This window comes from Nocardia nova NBRC 15556 (genome assembly GCF_001613005.1).
GTDB lineage: Bacteria > Actinomycetota > Actinomycetes > Mycobacteriales > Mycobacteriaceae > Nocardia > Nocardia nova.
In genome coordinates, this window is sequence record NZ_BDBN01000079.1 from 1 (window position 1) to 23,071 (window position 23,071).

The following is a 23,071-nucleotide window of genomic DNA, read 5'->3' on the forward strand; positions in this document are numbered from 1 at the left end:
CCCGCCGATTCATCGGCGGCCATGCTCGGTCCAACGGCAGCCGTCTGCTCCGCCAGCCCGACGCGCCACACAAAATCGACGATTCGGGCCCGACACCAACCACCAGCACACCCGAAACCCGAATGCCCCCTCGGGACACAACGGTCAAAGACGGGTGGACTGGCTCATCCTCCCGCGGCACCCGCCGAAGCAACGGCGCCACAGCGACAACCAAGCAGATCCCTCGTATAGCTGCCCACGGTGCAGACTCACCCGACCCGCCGCCGCACGTTGACTACGTGCGCAACACAGTGACAACTAATGTTTAGATGCGCATATATTCGTAGCGCAACATTGCGCGCCAGCCAAAGCGGTCAAAACGGCGAATCGACCCCGACGGACGGTTCACCTGTCGGCGCGAAACATCTCGAAAATAGCACTGGACGTGGGCAAAACGACGTCTGCATCAGGACGTCCACAGGACGTCACAGGTTCACAAACAGCAACAAACAGCAACCGGCGGCCTCGGTGCCGAGGAGTTACTGAGACATCTTCGAGAAGAGTTGAAGGCGAACCGGTTTGCCCCTCAACGGGTGCGGGAGAAGGCGATCCCCAAGACGTCGGGCAAGATCCGGCGTCTAGGAATTCCGACGACCGCGGACCGGGTCGTGCAGGCCGCGTTGAAACTGGTGCTCGAGCCGATCTTCGAGGCGGATTTTCAGCCGTGTTCTTACGGTTTCCGTCCGAAACGCCGGGTGGGTGGTGCGTACGGCGATAGAGATGACGGTGTTGCTAAAGGGGTTGATTCTCGGCGGCAGCGCCGGAATCGGAACACTGGTGTACGCCTTCGGAATCGGTCCGCTGATCCATGTGATGATCCCTGCGGTGAACCGATTCCTGCCGGGGTTCGCGAAGCCGACGCCTGTCGTCGGTGAGGCGGCGGAGGTTCCGGCCGCGTAGCGGGCAGTCCAACTTCCCTCCCGCATTCGGTCCACCCTTCGCTGTCATGGTGACGACTTGCGCCCGTCTGATACCGACAGCCACTGCGGCTCAAGAACGTGGTATCTGCCGACTTCTTGACCAGGGAACCCACTTCCAGCGGTATCCACAGTGCTTTGTTATCGCCTGACAGGCTGCGGGTCGGCCGCAGAGGCCGCGTTCGCCGTCAGTGCGTGTGCCTGTTCGAGATGACGGAGTACGATTGGCCATTCCCGATCGCCGGATTCGATTCGATGTTTGCGCAGGAGGGAATGATGAAGCCGGAGTAGATCTTTGGTCGCCGCGGCGGCGCGCCGTGCTGCTTCCAGTATCAGTGTGCGCCGGGTCCGCGCGGACTCGGTCTGCATGTGGTTCACGCGGCTGACAAGCCAGAACGCCTCGAAAACCGTTTGCTCGATCGGATCTTCACCGTCGAACCAGGGAGCGCGCGGAACAGCGGCCGCCCCGCGCGCTTCTATCCGCGATACTTCCCCGTTCTCGGTGATGGCCTGGCGTAGGGCAGTTCCGGCAACTCGATACAGCAGGCCCGCCAACATCGCTCGTTCGATATCGGGCAGACCGACATCCGCTGAGTTCGCCGCTCGAGATGAGATGTGGTCGGAATCGATGCCGAGTACCGCCAACGCCGCTCGCAGCTGCGCACTGTTCATAACCACTTCCTATCACTACATCAGTACCCGGAGTCGGAGCGCATCCTCACCCCGAGGTGCGCGGCATCGTGTTCAGCCGCCCGGGACACGCCCAGTGCAGTGGCGACGCCAACCGTTGCGGCGCAGGCGAGGAACCACCAGGCGTGTTGGAATCCGTTGTGAGCCATGTCGTAGCCGCTCGGTGTGCCGAGGATGCTGACTCCGAGTGCGGTGCCGATTTGGCGGCTCATGTTGGCGAACGCGCTGCCCGTCGCGGATTGCGCAGGCTACAGGTCGGCTGTCGCCGAGGAAAGGATGGCCGGCAACGCGAAATCCACACCAGCTTCGCCGATCAGCCATCCCGGCAGGATCGATATGGCGTAGGTCGTCGCCCACGGCGCCGGCCAAACCTCCAATCCACCTGCAACTTCCCCTTCGGTTGGCCGGAACCGATTGTGGTTAGGAAGACGACAGCCGTGCGTGAAGAGGCCGTCGGGCTGTTCGGCACGGTACGGGCGTGGCCGTTACGAGCGTCTCGTCAGGCGGAACAACGCGATGGTGTGTGGGCTGGTGCTTCGGCAATTCTGAACCGCTCCCCCGACGGTGGCATCACCGTCGTTCAGTTCAGTATCTGGAGGCCCCATGTCCGACTTGGCGTTCCGCTCGGCACGCGAGCTTGCTGCCGCTGTCGCAGCGAAAGAAATATCGAGTGTCGAGCTGCTCGACTATTTTCTCGAACGCGTGCAGCGGTTCAATCCCGAGGTAAACGCTATCGTCGCGCTGGACAAGGAAGGGGCCGCAGCTGCGGCGCGTGCGGCCGACCGCGCTGTATCCCGCGGCGAACCGCTCGGACCTCTGCATGGCGTGCCGGTGACGGTGAAGGACAGCCTCGAAGCGGCGGGTATGCGGACGACCGGAGGTTCGGCCCGCTGGGGCCATCATGTCTCGACCAGTGACGCCGAGGCTGTCACACGACTCAAGAACGCCGGCGCGATCGTCTTCGGCAAGTCCAATTTGCCCGAAGACGCTCGGGACTGGCAAACCTACAACGACGTGTACGGAACCACCGTCAATCCGTGGGACAGAAGCCGGGGTCCCGGTGGTTCCTCCGGCGGATCGGCGGCTGCCCTCGCCGCGGGATTGACCGGCCTCGAACTCGGCGGCGACACTGCGGGCTCGATTCGGGTGCCGGCGCATTTCTGCGGCGTCTACGGGCTCCGACCGTCGTACGGCATTGTTCCGAGATACGGCAGCGTTTCCGGGCATGCGCCCGGGACGCTGGCGGAGTTCGACATGGCGGTACTGGGCCCGCTCGGCCGGCACGCCGACGATCTCGATCTCAGCCTCGACGTCCTCGCAGCACCGGACCACGAGCGCGCCCCGGCATGGCGGCTGGACTTGCCTGCCCCCAGATCAAGTAGTCTGCGCGGTTTTCGAGTTGCAGCATGGCTCGACGATCCGTTTTGTTCGGTCGACAGCGAGCTCGTCGCGATCATGACGGAGGCCGTGGGCGCGGTGCGCGCGGCGGGTGCCCTGGTTGTCGAGAGTGGCGGTCCGGTCAGGCTCGAGGAGACGATGGCCCTCTACGAACCGTTACTGATGGCGCAAAGCGGCCTGATCGAGCCGGATGAGTCGTATGCCGCGCTGGTGGATCTCGCCGCCGCGGATACCACCGCAGGGTTCGCCTCGGATCTGACCATCCGCTTCCGCGACTGGCATACCCTCGACGAACGTCGGCAACGCTCCCGGCGCCGGTGGGCCGAGTTCTTCCACGACATCGACGTCCTGCTGTGCCCGGTGAGTCCCACGGCTGCTTTTGCCCACGATCAACGGCCCGACCCGGGCTGGTCGGTCCGGACACTGCCCGTCGACGGCTCGGATCGGCCGTATCGCGAGATGCTCACCTGGATGGCACCTTCCGCTCTCAACCATCTGCCCGCAGCGGTGGCGCCGATCGGCGCGACCCGGAACGGACTACCGGTCGGCATCCAGGTGATCGCGCCCTACTTGCACGACCGCACAGCGGTCCAGTTCGTACGATGCCTCGCCGACGTGGTCGGCGGATTCCGCCGGCCACCGGCATTCTGAACCCGCCGGACATTGCGGGCGAGGTGCGCCAACTGCCACACCAACGGCAAAAGTCCCGGATCGGCCCCACGTGGGGCCGATCCGGGAAGTGCCGGCAGGCGAGCGGTCAACTGGGCCTGTTCGTCACTAGCGCCGCCCGGTTTTCGTCCATCATTCCGCTGAGCATGCACACCTCACGGCCGACGGTTTGCAGCTGGAACTCGATGTGGTCGTCGAGTCTGTGCCCGTAGGCAATTCGGCTCGTGGCCGAGTTGATCGCGGCGCCGAGTGGTGTGGGCCAACCACGCAGTGCGTGCACGATGCTGCGCAGGGTCTGCAACGTCGTTACCGCCGCCTGCCAGCCGTAGGCGGTGGTAACGCAGCCGACGGCCCGGCCGGTCAGGTACGGGTTGCGGTCCTCCCGAAGGTCTTCCACGTAGTCGAGTGCGTTTTTCACCAGACCCGACACCGAGCCGTGATACCCCGGGGAGGCGATAATGACGCCATCGGCAGTGCGTAGTGCGTCGACCAGTCGGCGAGCGTCTGCGCCTCGCGTAGCGTCCGGGTCGTACATCGGCAGCCGCGCAAGGACGGAACCGTCGAACAGTTCGGTGTGCGCACCGTGTGTGGCCGCCGCGTCCAACGCATGCCGGAGTGCCGATTCCGTCGATGACGCGGCGCGCAGGGTGCCGCCGAGGCCGACGATCGATAGCTGGTGGTTTCGGGACATAGCGATTACACCATCTTCATCAAGCCGTCGTGGCCCCAGGCGAAACCCGAACCGAGAGAATAGTTTTCGGCGGTCCACGTTTCCGGCTCGACGGATCGCGGACCCCAGCCGTATTCGAAATGCCAGCCCGAGGGATTGCGGAAGTAGAACGAGAAGACATGGTCGTTCTGATGCCGGCCGGTCGAGGTGCTGGTGATGCCGCGTTCGAGGCACAGATCGTAGCTGTGGCCGACATCATCGATGCTGATCGTCTCGAACATGACGTGCTGGATTCGACGCGGGGCGCCCGGAATGTTCATGAATGCCAACGAATGGTGGCGCGTGTTGCAGTGCAGAAACACTGCGAACGGTCCGACTTTGGGGATATGCGCGAAGTCGCTGACACCGAAACCCAATACGCGTGAGTAGAATTCGGCAGCTCCGAGGATATCGGCGGCATAGAGCACGACGTGCCCCATCCCCGTTTCTCCCATGTTGAAGCCGGCCAGGTCACGTGAGGGCCGAAACCGCGGCATGAACACCTTCTCGTGTCCTAGCGCCAGCTCCATTCGGACTCCCGAGTACGGGCAGGTGAAGTGCACGAATTCCATCACGCGACGGTCTGCGGCCTCTTCCGGCGTGCCCGCGATCACCGCGATACCGGCCGCCTCCAGCCGACGTGCCGCCGCCTCCAGCGCCTCCTTCGAGCTGACGTCCCACCCCACATATGCCACGTCTTCGTCGTGCCCGGCCCGGACCCCGATCCGATGGTGGCGGTCGTCGGCACGAACGTAGAGCAGGTTGTCATCGCTGTCGCGCGAGATCTCGAGGCCGAGAACTTCGGTCGCGTACTGTTTCCATCCCGGGACATCGCTGGACGTCCCCACGACATAACTGAGTTGGCTGACTGCGGCCATTGATCTGCTTCTTTCCGAGTCCGGTGGATCGAGGTGAGGTGTGCCGCGCGTTCAGTACACGACCAGTTTCGAATCGCGGTCGAGTCCGAGCACCATGCGGCCGTAGTGCTGGAAATTGGCCCGTGTGAAGGAGACGTGGCTGGCCATCATGTGGATGTCGCGCCACTTCTGCTGCATAGGGCTGCTCTCCTTGAACCCTGAGGTACCGCTGAGGGCGAACAGCCGGTCGACGGCATTCACGAGCAGTTCGGCGGCGCGGTTGTAGTCGCGCAGAATGGATGCGCGATCGGCCAGCTCGAGGCGCTGGCCGGAACGAACCGATGTGAGTACTCGCTGCACGAACAGCTCCGCTGCGTCGAGGTCGGCGGCTGTCATCGCGACTGCCTCCTGCACGATCTCGGAGTTCGCGGTCTGCGCTCGCCCGCGCGCCCACTCGACGAAATGGTCGTAGGCGTCGGATGCTGTGCCCATCATCGGTCCGAGAAACGTGAGACCGGCGTGCACCGCGAGCGGCTGTCGATACAGCGGTCCGGTGTTCATCTCCGAGCCGGGACCGTCTCCGGCCACCAGCGCCGATGCCGGCAGGACGAACCCGTCAGGCACGAAGATGTCCTCGACCACGATTGTTTTACTTCCGGTGCCGCGCATACCGGCGGCATACCAGTCGTCATCGATAACGTAGTCCCCGCGCGGTACGAGGAAGTGGTGATTGGCCGGCGGGCCGCCATCCTTGATCAACCCGCTCACGACCACCCATGAGGCATGGTCCACCCCGCTGGCGAAGCCGTGCCGGCCGGTCAAACGATATCCACCGTCGACCTTCTCGACCGTGGCCGCCGGCGCCAGAGAAGCGGCAACGCAGGCATCCGGCCCCTGCGCCCACACGGCCTCCTGCGCCTCCTGCGGGAAGAAGCCGACCATGTGCGCGTCATGAGGTAGCAACGCGGCACACCAGGCCGTCGAGGCGCACCCCCGGCCGAGTTCCACCGACACCGCGTACATGGTGTCCAGCGACAGTTCGTCTCCGCCGAATCGGCGCGGCGCCAGTATGCGGCCGCCCAGGCCGGCAGCGACGATGTCGTCGATCAGTTCGCGCGGTACCGCGCGCAATTCCTCGGTCACGGGGGCCAGCTCACGCACCCGCGGTGTGAGCGCTCGGGCGCGCTCGATCAGCTGCCGGTGCAGCGTCACCTCGGCGGCACTGTCGATATCGGTGACTACCATGGAAATTCGTCTCCTTCGTGATCGACGCGAGCTAGAACAGCACGCTGAGGTTCTTGGACTGCACCACGTTCTGGTCGAGCAGGATCGTGCGTTTCGCGATCTTGAAATCGCCATCGACCAGGCGCAGTACGTCGCGTCGCTCGCCGGCCCAGATGTCGGTCTCCGATTCCAACCGGTTGCGATAGAGCACGAAGTTGGATACGACGTCGAACTCGGCGAACCCACCCGCAGCCGAGGTGATCTCGTCGCGCGGCGTCACCGACACATTCGAGATCAGATGGCGACAACGCGACGGCGGATCCTCGGCCCAGTCGGTGCCGGAGTGCATCTGATCGACCCGCATCCGCAACGAATCGAAATTGTCGTAAAAGTGGGCCATTTCGATGCCGTGTGGCAGTTCGTCCTGATCTCGCTGGCGGCGCAGCCGGTTCTTGCGGATCGGCATCCAGTAGAGGATGTCCTCGGCGCACAGTTCCAGCCAACTCCCCCACTGCCATCGGTCCAGGAGCCGGGATTCCCGATAGAGGAACTGTTCGATCCGGTACTGCAGCACCATCCGATCCAGTAGCTGTGCGTCCGGCGAGGCTACAGGCTGTCCGATTGTCATCACCGACCACCCGCTTCGCTCGCAGTGGCGACCGGCGCGGCCGACGTGCGCGCACGTTCGGCGGCCGGAATGGCCGGCCATGCCTCGGTTGTCATGAACTCCAGCCAACGCCGGTAGAAACCGCGCTGTCCCGCCTCACCGAAGAAGGAGTCGAAGTACTCGCCGGGAAACTCGGGATGGACTGTGGCGGTACCCAAACCCATTTCGTAGTTCCAGGCCATCTTCCGCGCCTGGTAGCCCTGTTCGAGAATTCCGCCGATCATGCCCCAGTTCTCGCCGTCGTCGGTCTCCACGACACCGGCTGCGCCCTCGGTGAAGGACGCCGAAATCTGTTGTGCGCGTCTGGCTTCCTCGGGCGCGTCCTTCTCTACGACGGTGAACGACCAGATTTCGAACTTGCCCGGCCCCTTGGGGTGCCATACTCGCAGGTTGGCCGATCCGGGCAGGCCGGCGAAGTTCGGAAAGGCATTGAAATTGGCGACCATGTCGGCCCGGTCGCCGACCCGTTCGCGGGCAATCCTGCGTTTGCGCTCGTTGTATTGCCCGAGCGGGTCGTCGGCGAACCGTGTGTGTCGCTCGAACAGGAAGCTCTCGCCGTGCCCTTCGCGCAGTGATACGTGCGCACCGTCCTTCGCCTCGAATCCTGGGCCGAAGGACAGCAACGACGAAAGGTGGCTCGTCGTGGCATGATACGTATCACCGGCGAACTGCTCGGCGGCCAGCTTCCAGTTGGCGTTGATCGTCCATTTGATCGCCCCCGGCAGGACTTCGATGCCGCCCTCGGCGTGGTCGACCCACCCGTCGATGTAGTACTTCAGATCACCGAGGTACTCCTGCAGAGGCGGGGCCGCGGGATCGAAGTTCCCGAAGATCAATCCCTTGTAGCTGTCGACCTGCGCCACCTGCACGAGCCCGTTGTCGTCGAGCGAGAGCTTGTTGAAGTAGGCGTCTTCGAGATTGGGGACACCGACCAACTTGCCGGCGCTGTCGTAGGTCCAGCCGTGGTAGGTGCACATGAACGAGCGCGTATTTCCCTCCTCCGCTCGGCACACCCGCATTCCGCGATGACGGCAGACGTTGAGGAACGCCTTGACGCTGCCGTCGGGTTGGCGCACCACCAGCACCGGATCTCCACCCATGTAGGTTGCGAAGAAGTCGTGCGGGTTGGGGATCATGCTGTCGTGGGCCAGAAACAGCCAGGATCGCCCGAATATACGTTCCTGTTCCAGTTTGTAGATTTCATCGCTGATGAAGATGTCCGGGCCGATGCTGCCCTCTTCCCAATTCACCAGCGAACGCAGATAATCAGCGTCGACGGACATGACTATCTCCCTTCATTTCGAGAACGATATTTCGGTTCAGAAGTCTGTGGTCAAGCTAAGCAGTGAGCGGATCCGCGGTCCACGTGCTGTTCTGAGCCTCGGAACACAATTTCAGTCCGGTACAGCGACATAGATGGCATCGTCGTGGACTTCGACCGCGTAGGTGCGCAGTGGCGTCGACGCGGGTGGCGCCGTCACTGCCCCGGTCTTGATACAGAATTTCGCGAAATGCCAGCCACATTCGATCTGGCCGTCCTCGATGAAGCCCTCGTCGGCCAGTGAAGATTTGTCGTGGGAACACCAGTCGGCCGTCGCATAGAATTCGCCGTCGATGTTGTATACGGCGATGGGCGGCTGGGTATCGACCCGAGTCACGTTGCCGGGGCTCAGTTCCGCGATCGCGCAGACCCGAACAAGGTTTTCCGACTTCTTTGTCGTTGTCATCTCTGTTTTCCTCCTGACCGCTACGGGGGTCGGGGCCGGGGCAGTGCCGTCGACGACACTGCGAAGGTCGACGGATGGATCTGCCAGCAGTGCCGGTTCCGGCCGCGTCCGCTGACTGATCAGGGGCATCGCGAGACGAACGTCGCGGCGCCGGTTGACCGAAACGGCACCCACAAGTTGGCCATCACGTAGATGGAATGCGCTGAACTCCAGGGATTCCGGATCACCCCGCCACACCGTTCGATCGCCACTGCGCGGGTGCCCGGCCACTTGGATATTGGTGTCCCCTTGATCGGACCAGAACCACGGCACCTCGCGGTAGGGTCGTGCATTTCCCGCCATGGATCGAGCCGCTGCGATGGCCTGGTTCTGTGCGTTCTGCCAGTGTTCGAGCCGAATGCTCTCGCGCAGGAGATGATCCGGGTGTTCAGCGATATCGCCGGCGGCATAGATCCCGGGGACCGAGCTTCGGCAGTATTCGTCCACGATCACCCCGTTGCCGATTGCGATTCCGCAGTCATCGGCGAGCCCGGTGGCGGGTGCGACGCCGATGCCGATCACGACCACATCGGCCTCAGCGGTGAATCCGTCTGTGGTGCATACCCGGCGCACCCGATGATCGCCCTCGATCCGCTCGACCTCGGCACCGGTCCGGATACACACTCCGCGGTCGGCGTGCCAGCGGGCGAGGCGGTCGCCTACCTGTTCGCCGAGCACGCGCCGCAGCACCCCGCTGTCGCGCTCGAGCACAGTGACCGCCGCACCCAGCGCCACCGCGGCGGCGGCCAGCTCCATACCGATCAACCCGCCACCCACTACGACAAGGGACCCACCGTGAGCCAGCCGGTCGCGGATCGCGATCGAATCCTCCATCGTGCGAAGGAAATGCACTCCGTCCAGCTGCAGGCCTGCGATGTCGGGCCGGCGCGGTGCGGTACCCGTGCACAGTAGGAGTTTGTCGACGGTGAGGGCTGCGCCGCTGTCGAGTTCGACGGTGCGGGTGGCGGTATCGATGCGCGTGGCTCGGGTTCCCAGGAGTAGTTCGATGTCGTTGTCGGAGTAGAACCGGGCCGGATGGATCAGCGTCTCGTGTGGCTGTTTCCGGCCGGTGATCACCTCTTTGGACAGCGGTGGCCGGTCGTAGGGCAGATGGTGTTCCGCGCCGATCAGGACGATGCGACCGTCGAACCCCTCTGCACGCAGCGTCTCGACGGCTCGGGCGCCCGCCAGGCTCGCACCGATTACCGCATAGGTTTCGGTCATTTCGCACCTTCGGTCGCATCGGCCGTGGTAGTTCCCGGATGCATGGAGGCGGTCCTCTCACGGTGATGGCCCCATACACTCGTCGCGTCGTAGCTCGACACCCGCCAGGTCGCGTCGTCGACGAGTCTTCCGTCGTAGCCGAATTCGACTTCGGAGCCAGATGGATTTGCCATAAAGAAGGAGATCGCCAGATCGTTGGTGTGCCGGCCGAGAGTCTCGGTCAACGGCACGCCACGATTTTCGACCTCGTCCAGCGTCCGGCCCACCGCGTCGATGTCGGTCACTTCGAGCATGAAATGGCCCAGTGCAGGCGCCAATTCGTTGTTCTGAACGAATGCCAAGCTGTGATGACGCGGATTCACGTGCAGGAAATGCACCTGACGTCCATGGAATTCGATGGTGTCGCTGAGCCGGAAGCCCAAAGTCTCGAGGTAGAACTGCTTCGCCGAGGCCAGGTCGGTGACGAAGAAGAACACGTGCCCGAGACCGAGATCGCCTGTGACGAAACGATTTCCACGCGGCGACAGGAACGGCTGCTTGGGGATGCGGGCACCGTAGAAGAACTCGAGGCGGTGGCCGTCGGGATCGGTGCAGTGCAGCAGTCCCTCCACCCCACGCACAGCGGCGCATGCGGCGTCCTCGGCGACCGCCACACCGGCTGCGCTGAGACGCTCGGCGAGGGTGTCGAGTGCGTTCCGGTCGGTCACCTCCCACCCGATGTAGGCCGCGCCGCCCGCGGGACCGCGATGGATCGCGAACCGCCAGGCTTGTTCGTCTGCCCGCAGCAGGACCGTTTCGTCACAGCTTTCCGTTGCCGACACTTCCTGCAGCCCGAGGACCTCGGTACCGTACGTGCGCCAGGCCTGCAGATCCGTCGCGTAGAGGCCGACGTAGCCCAGCCCGACAACTTCAGTCATGATCGCGATACCTTCCTGATTAGTACGCCGAGGGATACTTCGCCCTGGCGTGAAACGCAGCTTCGGTGATGCTCGGTCCCATCCACAACGGGTGCGATCCACCTGCTGGAACACGGCTTTGTTCACGACGCCAGAAATGTCCGCACGGCTGTGAGGAATTCACGCGGTCGCTCGAACGGGGGCCAATGTCCGCAGTTGTTCAAAACGACCAGATCGGCCGTGGGAATGCGGCCGAGCAACAGCAGCGCACCCTCCAGCGGCACCATGCGGTCGTAGCGGCCGTGCACGATGAGGGTGGGAGCCGCAACCGATGACAGCTCCGCCAAATTGTCGCGAGCGACGATCGTCGACCGCGCCCAAGCATCCGCATGCTCAGGTTCGCGCAGTCGCCAGCGGTAGTAGTCGGCGACGAGTTCGTCGCCGATCAATTCATCGTCATAGACGATGGCACGCAACAATCGTGCGATCGCCCGCTGGTCCGGTGCGCCGGACTGGCATTCCTCGAACAGACGCCCGACTTCGGTCGGCGCCGGTGACAGCAGGTACGGGTCGCCGCCTGTGGAGGCACTGCATCCTCCGATGACGAGACGATCCACACGATCCGGCACGGTTATCGCCATATCGAGTGCGACCGTCCCGCCGGTGGAAACGCCCAGCACAGTGACGGAGTCCAATCCGAGTTCATCGAGGACGGCGACTGTATTGCGTACATACAAGTCGTGCACGGGTTCGTGAAATTCGCGCGGTGCGCTGCGCCCGAAGTTCGGGTAGTCCAGCAGAATACATCGGTAATTTGTCGCCAAGTCCGCGAGAATGCGATGGTACGTCAGCCAAGCGGTGGTGCCCGGCAATGGGCCGAACGCCTGCTGGATGACCACGGGCGGCCCGGATCCGACGTCGTGAAAGTGGACAGCGCTGCCGTCCACTTCGAGCATTCGCTCGCTGGATTGTTCTGAGAGCAAAGACATCTCGGGGTTCCTCCAGACTGGAAGGTCAGCTGATCGCACCGCCACCGATGCGTAGATCCGGGCCGCGGTGTCGGGCAGCGACCGATACGACCAATCGCACCGCCCGTTCGAGTTGAGCGAGCGTCATCGACGGTGCCGGCGGCATCGCGGACTGCGCTGCGCGATTCGGTGTCACGGGAATATGCACGAAGCCGGTGCGAGCATCGGTGTGTTCGGACAGCATGCGGGCGAGATAGAACGTCTGATTGCACAGATAGGTGCCCGCGGTGTTGGACAGGTAACCCGGAATACCCGCTTCGCGCCAGGCACGGAGGATCGCCTTGTTCGGCAATGTACTCAGATAGGCTGCGGCCCCGTCCAATTCGACGGGTTCATCGATCGGTTCCTGGCCTTGGTTGTCCGGGATCGGGAAGTCGCGCACATTGATCGCGACGCGCTCGAGCGCCGGTGCGGCGCGCCCTGGGGCTACCCCGGTGGCGACGATGACTTTCGGCCGGATCGCGTCGATCGTGGCGGTCAGCACCTCCCGGACCGCGATGGTGTCGACCGGAAGAACCCGGCCCACGACCTCGATCTTATCGAAGGTCTGTCCGTCGAGGAGCTGCGCAAGCGCACCACTGGGATTGTCGGTTTCCTGTGTGTAACTGCCGAACCCCGTGACGAGTGCTCTGATCATGCCGGCCGTGCGGAGGTGAACTGGGCCAGGAACGTGGCGAATTCCGTGACGAACTGTTCGGGGCGTTCGAGCATCACCGACGATTGAGTGAGGCCGGGTGCGATGAACAGCCGCGTGTCCGGTGCCTGCTTATGCCAGACGAACGCATCGTCGACCGGATGTATCGCATCGTCGTGGTCACCGCGGCAAACCAGCGTGGGCACACTGAGCTCGCCGAGGTGAGGCCGCAGCGTGAAGTACTGCTGAAACTGCGGGGTGGCGCGTGTGCGAGCATAGAAATCTACGGCGTCGCGCCAGTCGTCGCCGTGCAGCGTGTGCCACTCACGAGCTTGCGCGCTGTCGGGATCGATCTCGGTGAACACGGTATTCAGTGACGTGTTTCCGCTGTTGCTCAGTCCGATGATCGGCGCATCCACGGTGAGGGTCCGAACGCGGTCCGGCTGTTCGAGAACCAAACGACCGGCGATACGCGATCCCAGCGATACTCCGGCAAGATGGACGTCGTCGAGATCGAGCTCATCGAGCAAGTGCCACAGATCAGCCACCCATCTCCGGGGCTGGTCCAACGGCTCGACGCGCTGACTGCGGCCGAGCCCCCGCAGATCCGGCACGATCACCCGGCACACCCGCGCCAGCTGAGCCACCACATCGCCGAACCATCGGCCAGAGGCGGCGGCTCCGTGAATCAGCAACAGCGGCTCACCCGCACCGTGATCCTCGTAGTACAGCTCGACCCCGTCGATCGTCATAGTCGCCATCGGCAATTCCTTTCCACTGCAGAGCTGTTTGTCGAGACAGCAGCGTGGCGGCCACGCATCCGCACGGCAACGGCGATGTTCCGCTGGGCGGCAAGCACTGCCACTCGCCCGCACCTCCTGTTCCGGGGGGCGGACCGCAGTGGTTCCGCGGTCTCTCGTCTCCGGCCAGGGTTAGCCCCGCATCGAGTTTCGACGACGCGAGGAGCAGAGATGGATGTGAAACCCTGCGGACCGGTACGCAAAACGGAACAGCCGAGATCGGTCGAATCCATGGCGGCCGACCTACTCTCGGCCGCTGCGGGACGCGCGGCGCGTGCACCGCTCACCGCTGATCACCCGGAATTGGATATCGACCTGGCTTACCTGGTCCAGGACGAGGCACTGAGTCAGCGAATCGAACGCGGCGAAACGGTGGTCGGAGTGAAGCTCGGGCTGACGTCATCGGCCAAGCAGCGCCAGATGGGAGTGTCCGCCCCCCTCACTGCCTGGCTGACCGACGCGATGACGTTACCTCCGGGTGCGCCCCTGCCTCACGATCGGCTCATCCACCCCAGGATCGAACCCGAAATCACCTTCGTGCTGGGACGCCGCCTGGCAGGCCCCGGAGTCACCGCGGCCACCGCCCTCGCAGCGGTCGACCGGGTGTACGCCGGCCTGGAGATAATCGACAGTCGTTATGTGGACTTCCGCTTCACTCTTCCGGATGTGATCGCAGACAACGCGTCGGCGGCGTATTTCTCGACAGGACCGATCGGAATCGATCCCACGACGCTGAATCTCGCGCTCGAGGGTTGCCTGCTCGACCTCAACGGTGAAACCGCCGCCAGCGGGCTCGGCGCAGCGGTCCAAGGACACCCGGCGCAGGCACTCGCGCTGGCCGCCAACTCGCTCGGGCGCCGCGGACACGCACTCGAGGCCGGCTGGATCGTCATGACCGGCGCCTTGACCGATGCGGTCGCGGTACCACCCGGAACCACCGTGACCGCCCAATTCACACACTTGGGGTCGCTCGGATTGCACTGTTGAACAGCTGCTTCCGGTCACCCGGCCACCCCGAGACCGACAAATAGGTAGCCCCCTCGGGCGTTCTCCCGATGTGACGCCGGACACCATCGCCCTAACCTCGGTCACGAGGCGCACCCGCCGGCCATCACGAGACGACATCCCGGCCACACCCGCTTCGATGTGCGAACAAACCGTCAGCACACCGATCCGGAGTTCGGGTCGGCCGCGACCTCGCACCTTTTGTCGACAGCCCCAGCCCGCCGCCACCATGTCGGCACTGGCGACCGAGAGGCAATCATGTCCATCTCCTCCCTCCCCTCCACTCTGGGCACAAGCGCCCCTCATGCCGCCCGCGGCATCGGACCATGGAATCGACCCGATCAGGAGTCGCCGAGTTCGGTTGCGAAAGCGCTCGCATTGTTGAGCAGCTTCGGACCACAGAACCTCACCATGGGTGTGTCCGAGATAGCGCGGCGCGCGCAGCTGCCGAAGTCGACAGCACATCGACTGCTGTCGGTTCTGGTCGACTGGGAGATGGTCACCAAACGCGGAACGGAGTACTCACCAGGCAACCGGCTGGCCGAGCTGGCCGCACTCGCCACGCATCCCGAAACCAGGCACCTTCGCCAAGTGGCTCTCCCGCATCTGCTGGACCTCTACGAAATGACGCACGAAACTGTCAATCTCTGTGTCCTCGCCGGCACCGACACCCTCTACATCGAGAAGATCCACGGACACCAGGGCGGCCACTCCCCCGCACAGGTCGGCACCCGCCTGCCCGCAACGAATACCGCTGTCGGCAAAGCACTTCTGGCGTTCACCGATACCGACGTGCTCACGCGAGTCGCGGACAACCTCCGCCCGGCCACGTCATCGAGTATCTCCTCGGCCACCCGGCTGGCCAAGGAACTGGACACAATCCGGGTCTCCGGCCTCGCCTACGACCGTCAGGAAACCCGCCCCGGCCTGACCTGCGTCGCCGCCCCGATCCGCGCCTGGACCGGTGCCGTCGTTGCGGCGGTATCGATCTCGGGCCCGGTCCAGCGCTTCCGCCCCACCGCGGCCGCCCCCGCGGTCCGCGCAGCCGCCGCAGGCATCGCCCAGCTCGCGCAACAAGCAAGCTGGCAGCAACAACTCAGCAGCTGAACCACCGAAGTGGTTGCCGCACAGCACTTTCCAATCCACCCTATTCTCGCACAGCAGAGGACACCATGCCCCGCTTGACCTTCGAACTACCCGACGACACGCAGATCCCGGTAACGATAGAAACGCTGCTCAACGCCGGATTCGCCGGCCGCAGCAGCGCCGATGTCGCAGCACACGTCGCCGAACTGGCCGAACTGGGCGTGCCGGCACCGACACGCATTCCGTGCGTCTATCCCGTCTCGCCCTATCTGGCCATGCAGGTCGACGAAGTGTGCGTGCAACACGAACGCACGTCCGGGGAAGCTGAATGGGCCCTCGTCGTGAGCGGCGAGGACCCCGAGGACCTATTGCTGACCGCCGCCTGCGATCACACCGATCGACGGCTCGAACAGCACGGGGTCGCCTGGAGTAAACAGGCCGCCCCCGACGTATTGGCGCGACGCGCATGGCGATTGACCGATATCGCCGATCACATCGATGACATCGCACTGACGGGTGCGGTGCACACCGAATCCGGACGACAGGTGATTCAACAGGGCACCCTGGCGGAGTTACTGACGCCGATGTACTGGGTCGAAGAGCTGCGAAGCCGCGAACTGCTGCGTCCGGGCACCGTCCTGTTGTCCGGCACGATTCCGATGCGCGCCGGAATCGATCAGTTCGGCACCGGGTGGAGTGTCGAACTCACCGACCACCGGCTCGGGCGTTCGATCGCGCTCGCCTATGCCGTGCGCCGAACCCCTGCACCCATCGACTGACCGCCGATCCCGCACCAGGAGCCACCGTGCACGCTACCGACCCTTGGGCACCGTTGATCCTCGAATCCGGTGCCAGATTGAGAAATCGCTTCCTCCTCGCGCCGATGACCACCGATGCCTCGACACCGGAAGGATCTGCGACAGAGGCCGAACTGAACTACCTTGCCCGCCGCGGTGCCACCGAATTCGGCGCCGCCATCACCTCGTGTGCCTACGTCCACGCCGACGGCCGCTCGTGGCAGGGTATCGGAGCCACTGGTCCCGATCAGCTGGACAGTCTTCGCGCAGTCGCCCAGGCAGCTCGTGGAAGCGATGGACTCGCGATTCTGCAGATCTATGACGGTGGACGAATCGCGCTGCCGGAGCTCGTGGGACCGAGAGGCATTCGCGGGCCATCGGCCATTGCCTCAGCGCGGCCGAACGCTCGTGTCCCCCGGGAGCTGACGGAAAACGAGATCATCGACCTTCTGGCGTGCTTCGCGCGTGCCGCCGAGCTCGGAGTGCGCGCGGGATTCGACGGAATCGAAATCCATGGCGCCAACCATTATCTCATTCACCAGTTCTTCTCACCCCGGGCAAATCAGCGGCGAGACCGGTGGGGTGGCGATGATATCGACCGGATGCGCTTCCCCCTCGCCGTCGCCGACGCCGTGCGCGATGCGGTGGGACCCCATGTGACACTGGGCTTTCGGGTGACGCCGTTCGAATCCGAGCCCGGCGGTTACACACTGGATGATTCCGTTCGCCTCGTCGACCGGCTGGCCCGGGCGCGGGTCGACTACGTGCACATTTCGATGGACAACTTCCGCGCGAATTCGCCCCAGCCCGAGGATCGGGACTGGACCAGAACACGAACACGCGTCGAATCGCGCAATCCGATACGGGCGATAGCCGATGTGGTGGCCGGCCGCTGTGCGGTGGTCGCCAGTGGCGGTATTCGCACGGCCGACGACGCGGCCGAGGCCATGAGCGCGGGTGCCGACCTGATCGCGGTCGGTCGCGCGGCACTGATCGACCCGGAATGGGTCGATAAACTCAAAGCCGGTGTACCGCATCAGGTTCGCACCGTGCTGCCTGCGGATCCCGCCGAAATCGCCGACACTTTGACGATCCCTCCGCGCATGGTGCGATACCTGCTGAGCCGTCCCGGATGGATTCCACGAGCCGAGCAGCAGGTCGGGCGATGAGTGGTTCGAAGCTCCGAATCGCGCTCTGTCAGATCAATTCCACCGATGATCCAGGACACAACCTCGCACAGATCAGTGACTGGGTGTTGCGGGCCGCCGCGCGCGGTGCCCGCGTGGTCGTCTTTCCCGAGGCGACCATGGTTTCGTTCGGTAGTCCACTCGCCGACCACGCCGAACCGCTCGATGGCCCCTGGGCGGACGCGGTCGCCGAGATGGCCGACGAGCACAATCTTCTCGTCGTCGCGGGAATGTTCACACCGGCGGGCGATCGAATCCGCAACACCGTGCTGGTCACCGGGCTCGGGCATCACCGGGGGTATCACAAGATCCACCTCTACGACGCCTTCGGCCATCGCGAATCCGCCGCGGTGGAGCCGGGAACCGAACAGCTCACCGTGACTGTGGACGATGTCGTCCTGGGTGTGGCGATCTGTTATGACGTTCGCTTTCCGCTGCTGTTCCAGCAACTGGCCGACCGAGGCGCGGACGCGGTCCTCCTTCCTACCTGCTGGGGCGCCGGTCCGGGCAAGCTCGAGCAATGGGAGGTCCTCGTGCGTGCGCGCGCGCTCGACTCCGGGTGCTGGATTCTCGGGTGCGATCAGGCCGACCCGGACGCCACCGGGTTGTCGGTGAACCCGAAGGTTCCGAGCGGCATCGGATGTTCGGTCGCCGTCGACCCGCTCGGTCGTGTCGCACACCGACTCGGGGCCGAACCCGGCCTGCTGGTCACCGAGATCGATCACGACTCGGTGATCCGAGCGCGAGCAGCGACAGGGGTGCTCGCCAATCGCGTGCCACTGGGTTGAGCGACTGCGCCGCGGTCAGCCGCGAACACCGGCGAGCAGCACGGCTACCTGAGTCCGGGAGTTCACGCCCAGCTTGGTGAAGATGTGCTCGACGTGGGTCTCCACTGTCCGCGGCGCGACGACCAGCGCCTGCGAGATCTGCTTGTTCGTCTTCCCCTCGGCCAGCATTCGCGCCACTTCGGTCTCGCGTGGTGTCAGCCCCGCCAGCAAGACCTCCTCGGAGGAGGGAGGCTCCCGTTGTGGCTCCTCCTCCCCGAGCGCGTAGCCGATGGCCCGCTCGGTGCCCAGTCGAGCTCCCTCGGTGAGTTCCGCATCGAATACTTTCGCACCCAATCTGTTTCGTGCGGTGTCCGCGGCTCGTTCGGCCCAGGCGCGGAGTTCGAATCCGCCCGGATAGTCGCCGAGTTGTTTCCATACGCTGCGGGCCGCGCCCATCAGACGAGCCGCCCGCACGTAGTCGTGGTCGTCTGCCGCCACCCAGGACAGCATTTCCAGTACCACAGCGATTCCGAGTGCGTCATGGAACGGACGCTTGCCAGCCAGCGCGTCCCGCAGCAGCGTCCCTGCCTGCTCGTTTTCGCCACGCATCCACCGCGCCAACCCCAGAAAGGTCGAAATCCACGACAGCAGCCAGTGTTCGTCTTTCGCGATACACGCCTGGCGGCACTGTTCGAGGACCTCCAGCGCTCGATCCGGCTCCTGCCTCCGGCAGTAGGCCCAGCCCAGCTGCTCGAGGGCGAGCACATGCAGCAGACTCGGCCCGCCCGCGGCTTCCATGGCCGACCCCTGCTCGATCAGTTGCATGCCGAGTGCCGTATTTCCGAGATTGTGTTCAGCGACACCGCGAAAGTGAGTCGCATGCGCGAGGTTCATCGAATCCCCCAGTTCCTCGGCCAGCGCCTGGCTGTTTCGCAACAATTCCAGCGCAACCACTGCTTTGCCCTCCGCGACCGCCAGATAGCCGTTGGACCACAGTGCCGCGGCACGCTCGGAGCTGGGGCTGCGATCGGATGACAGACAGCGATCCAGCCAGTGGCGGCCTTCTCGTTGACGACCGCATCCGATCCAGTACCAGAACAGCGCGGCAGCCATTCCCAGAGCGGTGCGACCGCCCGAAGGATCCGCGAGCAGTGAATCGAGCACAGCCTGGAGATTCGCGTGCTCGCCACGCATGCGTTCGACCATTTGCTCCTGTCGGGGCCCGAACCATTCGGCGTCGAATTCTTGGGCCAGCCGCTGGTAGTACCTGCGGTAACGGGCCACGATGTCGGGCCCTTCCATCCGCTCATGGAGTTTGCGCAGTCCGTACTCGCGAACCGTTTCCAGCATGCGATAGGTCGGTGTGCCGTCGTTCGGTTGCTGGGCCAGCAGAGATTTGTCGACCAGCGCCGCGATATCGTCGACGATCGACGCGCGCGGCAGGTCCGGTCCGCTGCAGATACATTCTGCGGCCTGCAGGTTTACCGGACCGGTGAATATCGACAGCCGCTCCCAGAGCAATCGTTCACGCGCGGAACATAATTCGTAGCTCCAGTCCAGTGTCGCCCACAGCGACTGCTGGCGCGGGGCGGCGGAGCGGTCACCGGCACCGAGCAACCGGTAGTGATCATCGAGACGATGCAGCAACTCACGCGGGGACAATGCCCGCATGCGGCCCGCCGCGAGTTCGATCGCTAGCGGCAGACCGTCCAGGCGCCTGCACAATTGCTCGATCTGTTCGGCGTTGTCCGCTGTGACATCGAATCCGGGAGCTGCGGCCGCTGCCCGCTCGGCGAACAGGGTGACCGCCTCCGAGCGAGCCGCGGCGCCGGCATCCTTTTTCGTTCCCGGAGCCCGCACCGACAGCGGCTGCACGTCGAAGACATGCTCACCTGCCACCCGCAACGGTTCCCGGCTGGTGGCCAGGATCCGCAGATCCCCGCATGCGGACAGCAGATTTCGTGTCAGCACCGCGCTCTCGGCCAGCACATGTTCACAATTGTCGAGGATGACGAGCATTTCCCTGCCGCGGAGATAGTCGATCAGGGCGGCGACCACATCGTGCTGATGGGTGGTGACACCCAATGCCTGCGCGACGGACAATGCCACCAGATCAGGACCTGCCACCTCGGCGAGCTCGACCAGCACCACTCCGTCGGCGAACCCACGCTGCGCCATGCGCGCTACGTGCACTGCGAGCCGTGTCTTGCCTACACCGCCAAGACCGGTCAAGGTCACCAGCCGCGATCCGGCCAGAAGCCGACGCACCTCCACGGTTTCGGCCGTACGCCCGACGATACTGTTCATCTCCACCGGAAGGCCCGGCATCCTGAGCGGAATGGCGGCCTCGGCCATCAAATCACCTCGACGTTCCAATAGGTGCCATCGACAATAGCCATCCGAGCGCCGGAGAACAGGCGCTTTCACGGCCTTCCGGCGACGTTCCGGCATCCGGACCGAGTGCGTTGGCAACGCGGCGCGGGCCTCGTACCGTACCGAAAATTCCGCAGGATGCACTACGAGGAGACAGCACGTGTTCGATCAAATGATCAGATCCGATTCCGGCGGCCGAATCACGACATCACGGTCTGCCGCGAAATTCTTCCGCACGGTGGACAGCGATCTGGAGCAAGGAATTGTATCGCCACGGATCTACAACGACTCGGAGCTCTATTCCTATGAGCTGGATCGCATCTTCGCCCGATGCTGGTGTTTCGTCGCTCACGAGTCGGAAATTCCCATGCCGGGTGACTATGTCCTGCGCTACATAGGCCAGGACCAGTTCATCGTCGTTCGTGACGAGGACGGTGAAGTCCGCGTCTTGTTCAACAAGTGCACACATCGCGGCAGCCCGGTCTGTCGGGTGGAAAAGGGGAACAGTTCCCACTTCCGCTGCCCTTATCACTCGTGGTTGTTCAAGAACAACGGTGAATGGAGCGGTGCGCCGTACCGGAAGAAGGCGTACAAACACCTCGACGCCGGCTCATGGGGGCTGGTCGCCGCACCACACGTCGATTCGGTGCACGGACTGATCTTCGCGTGCCTGGATCCTGCCGCGCCGACACTCGACGAGTATCTGGGTGGCATGCGCTGGTATCTGGATGTGCTGTTGGGCCTGGACCCGAAGGGCATGCGCGCGATCGGCGAACCACACCGCTGGCGGGTTCCTGCGAACTGGAAATCGGCTGCGGACAACGTCATGGCCGATGCCTATCACGTTCCTTCGCTTCACCGTTCGGCCGAAGAGGTCGGGATGTTCCCGAATATCGAAGCGGGCGGCGCCGGCCCTCAGGGCGTATCCCGGCATGTGTTTTTCGATGAAGGACACGGAATGATCGTCAACGACGGCTTCCTGCCTCCCCCGTGGCATCGCACCGGCTTCCCGCCCGAGGTGGCCGAGAACTTCCGGCTGGACCACCTCACCAACGATCAGCGCCTGTTCGCCGAAAGCCACTCCGCCACAACGTTCCTCATCTTCCCCAACCTCGGGTTGATTCGAGTTCCTGCCTCGCCCCATCCGGATGCTCCGCCGATGGTCTTCACCTATCTGCGGCTCATGCAGCCAGTGGGGCTCGGCACCATGGAGAACTGGAACTGGACCCTCGGCTGGAACAGCGCCCCGGAGCAGTTCAACGAGGACGCCTACGTGGCCGGACTGAGCATGCACGGCCCCGCAGGCATCCTCGAACAGGACGACCCGGTCGCCTGGGCCGGCGCGCCGATAGCCGGCAAGTCGGTCTTCGCCCGAAAAAGCGGAATGCGCTTGAACTTCCAACTCGGCCTCGACGGTATGAGCGACTACGGCGAGGACCCGCAATGGCGTTTCCCAGGCCGGGCGACCACCTCCGCTCTGGGCGAAGCACCCCAGCGTGCCTTCTATCGGCGATGGCTGCGCGAGGTGTCAACCGAGGATCGCGCCGCGGAACAGGAGAGCCCCCGGTGACCACGACGTCCGAATCCACTACCGGTGTGCCTCGGGAAATTGCCGACGAATGCGCTGACTTCCTGTTCCGGGAAGCGGGGTATCTCGACCATCGGCAATTCGATCGCTGGCTCGACTGCCTTTCCACCGAACTGATTTATCTCATGCCGATCCGCGTCACCCGTGGACCGGAATCACGGGACGTGGAATTCTCTCCACTGGGATTCCACATGAAGGAGACCTACGCATCGATGAAAATGCGGGTCTCGCGATTGGCCACCGAACACGCATACGCGGAGGACCCGCCGTCACGAACACAGCGGTTGGTGACCAACATCCGGGTCGCCACCCATGAAGACCCCGAAAAATTCGATGTGGCAAGCAATTTCATGTGCTACCGCAGTCAGGGCGATGGCGTCGAATTCGACCTCATCGTCGGCGAGCGCTTCGACGTCCTGCACAAAGGCCCGAAGGGATGGAAGCTCGCGGCTCGGACGGTCCATCTGGCGCATACGACACTCGTGACCGCAAATCTCGGGATATTCCTGTGAAACCGCTACGCCTGAGCAACGAGTTCGCCGAAGTGACCCTTCGCATCGTCGACACCGGCAACGGGGAACGGCTCGAGATTGCCTCACCCCGTCGCGGCACCGATATCCGACTCGATCCGGTCGTCTTGGAAGCCCTCACCTGGCAGAGCCGCGATGCCTTCACTCGAATGCTCGAAGGCTCCATCGGCCCAGTGAACCCCTGAATCACACACTTCCGGCCCCGGATGCGGGGCCCACA

The 23,071-nt window shown here is 64.1% G+C and carries 22 protein-coding genes and 1 pseudogene; 11 read left to right on the forward strand and 12 right to left on the reverse strand.

Annotation, left to right across the window (positions count from 1 at the left end; all coding sequences use genetic code 11):
• Window positions 1-503 precede the first annotated feature (503 nt).
• Both NN2_RS38750 and NN2_RS27190 read left to right on the forward strand, forming a co-directional pair.
• A pseudogene (locus NN2_RS38750) lies at window positions 504-734 on the forward strand (group II intron reverse transcriptase/maturase); the annotation flags it as partial.
• 25 nt (window positions 735-759) lie between these two features.
• Window positions 760-939, forward strand: a complete 180-nt coding sequence (locus tag NN2_RS27190; protein WP_063017090.1) for a hypothetical protein — start codon at window positions 760-762, stop codon at window positions 937-939.
• Window positions 940-1,097: 158 nt separating this feature from the next.
• Here NN2_RS27190 and NN2_RS27195 read toward each other — a convergent pair whose 3' ends face one another.
• The gene (locus NN2_RS27195; RefSeq protein ID WP_063017092.1) at window positions 1,098-1,628 is read right to left on the reverse strand and encodes a hypothetical protein; all 531 of its coding nucleotides are present in this window, start codon (window positions 1,626-1,628) and stop codon (window positions 1,098-1,100) included.
• Window positions 1,629-2,249: 621 nt separating this feature from the next.
• Here NN2_RS27195 and NN2_RS27205 point away from each other — a divergent pair.
• Entirely contained in the window at window positions 2,250-3,695 is a 1,446-nt protein-coding gene (locus NN2_RS27205) for an amidase (RefSeq protein ID WP_063017096.1), read from the forward strand.
• Window positions 3,696-3,801: 106 nt separating this feature from the next.
• On the opposite strand, the gene NN2_RS27210 is transcribed toward NN2_RS27205, so the two are convergent.
• The 10 genes from NN2_RS27210 to NN2_RS27255 all read right to left on the reverse strand — a co-directional run bounded on the left by NN2_RS27210 (window position 3,802) and on the right by NN2_RS27255 (window position 13,479).
• Window positions 3,802-4,404: an NADPH-dependent FMN reductase gene (locus tag NN2_RS27210; protein WP_063017098.1), complete on the reverse strand. Its 603-nt coding sequence runs from the start codon at window positions 4,402-4,404 to the stop codon at window positions 3,802-3,804.
• A gap of 5 nt (window positions 4,405-4,409) precedes the next feature.
• Entirely contained in the window at window positions 4,410-5,300 is an 891-nt protein-coding gene (locus NN2_RS27215) for a VOC family protein (RefSeq protein ID WP_063017100.1), read from the reverse strand.
• A gap of 51 nt (window positions 5,301-5,351) precedes the next feature.
• The gene (locus tag NN2_RS27220; protein ID WP_063017102.1) at window positions 5,352-6,524 is read right to left on the reverse strand and encodes an acyl-CoA dehydrogenase family protein; all 1,173 of its coding nucleotides are present in this window, start codon (window positions 6,522-6,524) and stop codon (window positions 5,352-5,354) included.
• A gap of 31 nt (window positions 6,525-6,555) precedes the next feature.
• Window positions 6,556-7,131, reverse strand: coding sequence for an aromatic-ring-hydroxylating dioxygenase subunit beta (locus NN2_RS27225; protein WP_063017104.1), 576 nt, complete (start codon window positions 7,129-7,131; stop codon window positions 6,556-6,558).
• Window positions 7,131-8,453 carry an aromatic ring-hydroxylating oxygenase subunit alpha gene (locus tag NN2_RS27230; protein ID WP_063017106.1) on the reverse strand — a complete coding sequence of 441 codons (1,323 nt, stop codon included), beginning with the start codon at window positions 8,451-8,453 and terminating at the stop codon, window positions 7,131-7,133. Before NN2_RS27230 ends, NN2_RS27225 begins: the two co-directional genes overlap by 1 nt.
• A 111-nt stretch (window positions 8,454-8,564) precedes the next feature.
• Window positions 8,565-10,160 (reverse strand): FAD-dependent oxidoreductase, encoded by a 1,596-nt coding sequence (locus NN2_RS27235; protein WP_082857303.1) that lies wholly within the window; start codon window positions 10,158-10,160, stop codon window positions 8,565-8,567.
• The gene (locus NN2_RS27240) at window positions 10,157-11,077 is read right to left on the reverse strand and encodes a VOC family protein (protein WP_063017108.1); all 921 of its coding nucleotides are present in this window, start codon (window positions 11,075-11,077) and stop codon (window positions 10,157-10,159) included. Before NN2_RS27240 ends, NN2_RS27235 begins: the two co-directional genes overlap by 4 nt.
• A 122-nt stretch (window positions 11,078-11,199) precedes the next feature.
• Entirely contained in the window at window positions 11,200-12,090 is an 891-nt protein-coding gene (locus tag NN2_RS27245) for an alpha/beta fold hydrolase (protein ID WP_245658877.1), read from the reverse strand.
• Complete coding sequence (locus tag NN2_RS27250) at window positions 12,071-12,721, reverse strand: pyroglutamyl-peptidase I (protein WP_063017112.1); 651 nt, start codon at window positions 12,719-12,721, stop codon at window positions 12,071-12,073. The genes NN2_RS27245 and NN2_RS27250 overlap by 20 nt, the downstream gene beginning before the upstream one ends.
• Entirely contained in the window at window positions 12,718-13,479 is a 762-nt protein-coding gene (locus NN2_RS27255) for an alpha/beta fold hydrolase (protein WP_063017114.1), read from the reverse strand. The genes NN2_RS27250 and NN2_RS27255 overlap by 4 nt, the downstream gene beginning before the upstream one ends.
• 210 nt (window positions 13,480-13,689) lie before the next feature.
• Here NN2_RS27255 and NN2_RS27260 point away from each other — a divergent pair, with 210 nt between their 5' ends.
• The 5 genes from NN2_RS27260 to NN2_RS27280 all read left to right on the forward strand — a co-directional run bounded on the left by NN2_RS27260 (window position 13,690) and on the right by NN2_RS27280 (window position 18,381).
• The gene (locus NN2_RS27260) at window positions 13,690-14,505 is read left to right on the forward strand and encodes a 2-keto-4-pentenoate hydratase (RefSeq protein WP_218022063.1); all 816 of its coding nucleotides are present in this window, start codon (window positions 13,690-13,692) and stop codon (window positions 14,503-14,505) included.
• Window positions 14,506-14,781: 276 nt separating this feature from the next.
• The gene (locus NN2_RS27265; RefSeq protein WP_063017116.1) at window positions 14,782-15,630 is read left to right on the forward strand and encodes an IclR family transcriptional regulator; all 849 of its coding nucleotides are present in this window, start codon (window positions 14,782-14,784) and stop codon (window positions 15,628-15,630) included.
• Between the two features lie 65 nt (window positions 15,631-15,695).
• A complete protein-coding gene (locus tag NN2_RS27270) occupies window positions 15,696-16,388 on the forward strand; it encodes a DUF2848 domain-containing protein (protein WP_063017118.1) in 693 nt (230 codons plus the stop codon).
• Window positions 16,389-16,414: 26 nt separating this feature from the next.
• The gene (locus tag NN2_RS27275; RefSeq protein WP_063017120.1) at window positions 16,415-17,575 is read left to right on the forward strand and encodes an oxidoreductase; all 1,161 of its coding nucleotides are present in this window, start codon (window positions 16,415-16,417) and stop codon (window positions 17,573-17,575) included.
• Entirely contained in the window at window positions 17,572-18,381 is an 810-nt protein-coding gene (locus tag NN2_RS27280; protein WP_063017122.1) for a carbon-nitrogen hydrolase family protein, read from the forward strand. Before NN2_RS27275 ends, NN2_RS27280 begins: the two co-directional genes overlap by 4 nt.
• A gap of 15 nt (window positions 18,382-18,396) precedes the next feature.
• Here the strand turns inward: NN2_RS27280 and NN2_RS27285 are convergent, their stop codons facing one another.
• The gene (locus tag NN2_RS27285) at window positions 18,397-20,715 is read right to left on the reverse strand and encodes a helix-turn-helix transcriptional regulator (protein WP_063017124.1); all 2,319 of its coding nucleotides are present in this window, start codon (window positions 20,713-20,715) and stop codon (window positions 18,397-18,399) included.
• Between the two features lie 256 nt (window positions 20,716-20,971).
• Between NN2_RS27285 and NN2_RS27290 the strand changes: the two genes are divergently transcribed.
• From NN2_RS27290 to NN2_RS27300, 3 genes are read left to right on the forward strand one after another with little or no spacing between them, the layout of a single operon-like run.
• Window positions 20,972-22,303: an aromatic ring-hydroxylating oxygenase subunit alpha gene (locus tag NN2_RS27290; RefSeq protein ID WP_245658883.1), complete on the forward strand. Its 1,332-nt coding sequence runs from the start codon at window positions 20,972-20,974 to the stop codon at window positions 22,301-22,303.
• Window positions 22,300-22,833 (forward strand): 3-phenylpropionate/cinnamic acid dioxygenase subunit beta, encoded by a 534-nt coding sequence (locus NN2_RS27295; protein WP_063910890.1) that lies wholly within the window; start codon window positions 22,300-22,302, stop codon window positions 22,831-22,833. Before NN2_RS27290 ends, NN2_RS27295 begins: the two co-directional genes overlap by 4 nt.
• Complete coding sequence (locus tag NN2_RS27300) at window positions 22,830-23,036, forward strand: dihydrodiol dehydrogenase (RefSeq protein WP_156511482.1); 207 nt, start codon at window positions 22,830-22,832, stop codon at window positions 23,034-23,036. Before NN2_RS27295 ends, NN2_RS27300 begins: the two co-directional genes overlap by 4 nt.
• Window positions 23,037-23,071 lie beyond the last annotated feature (35 nt).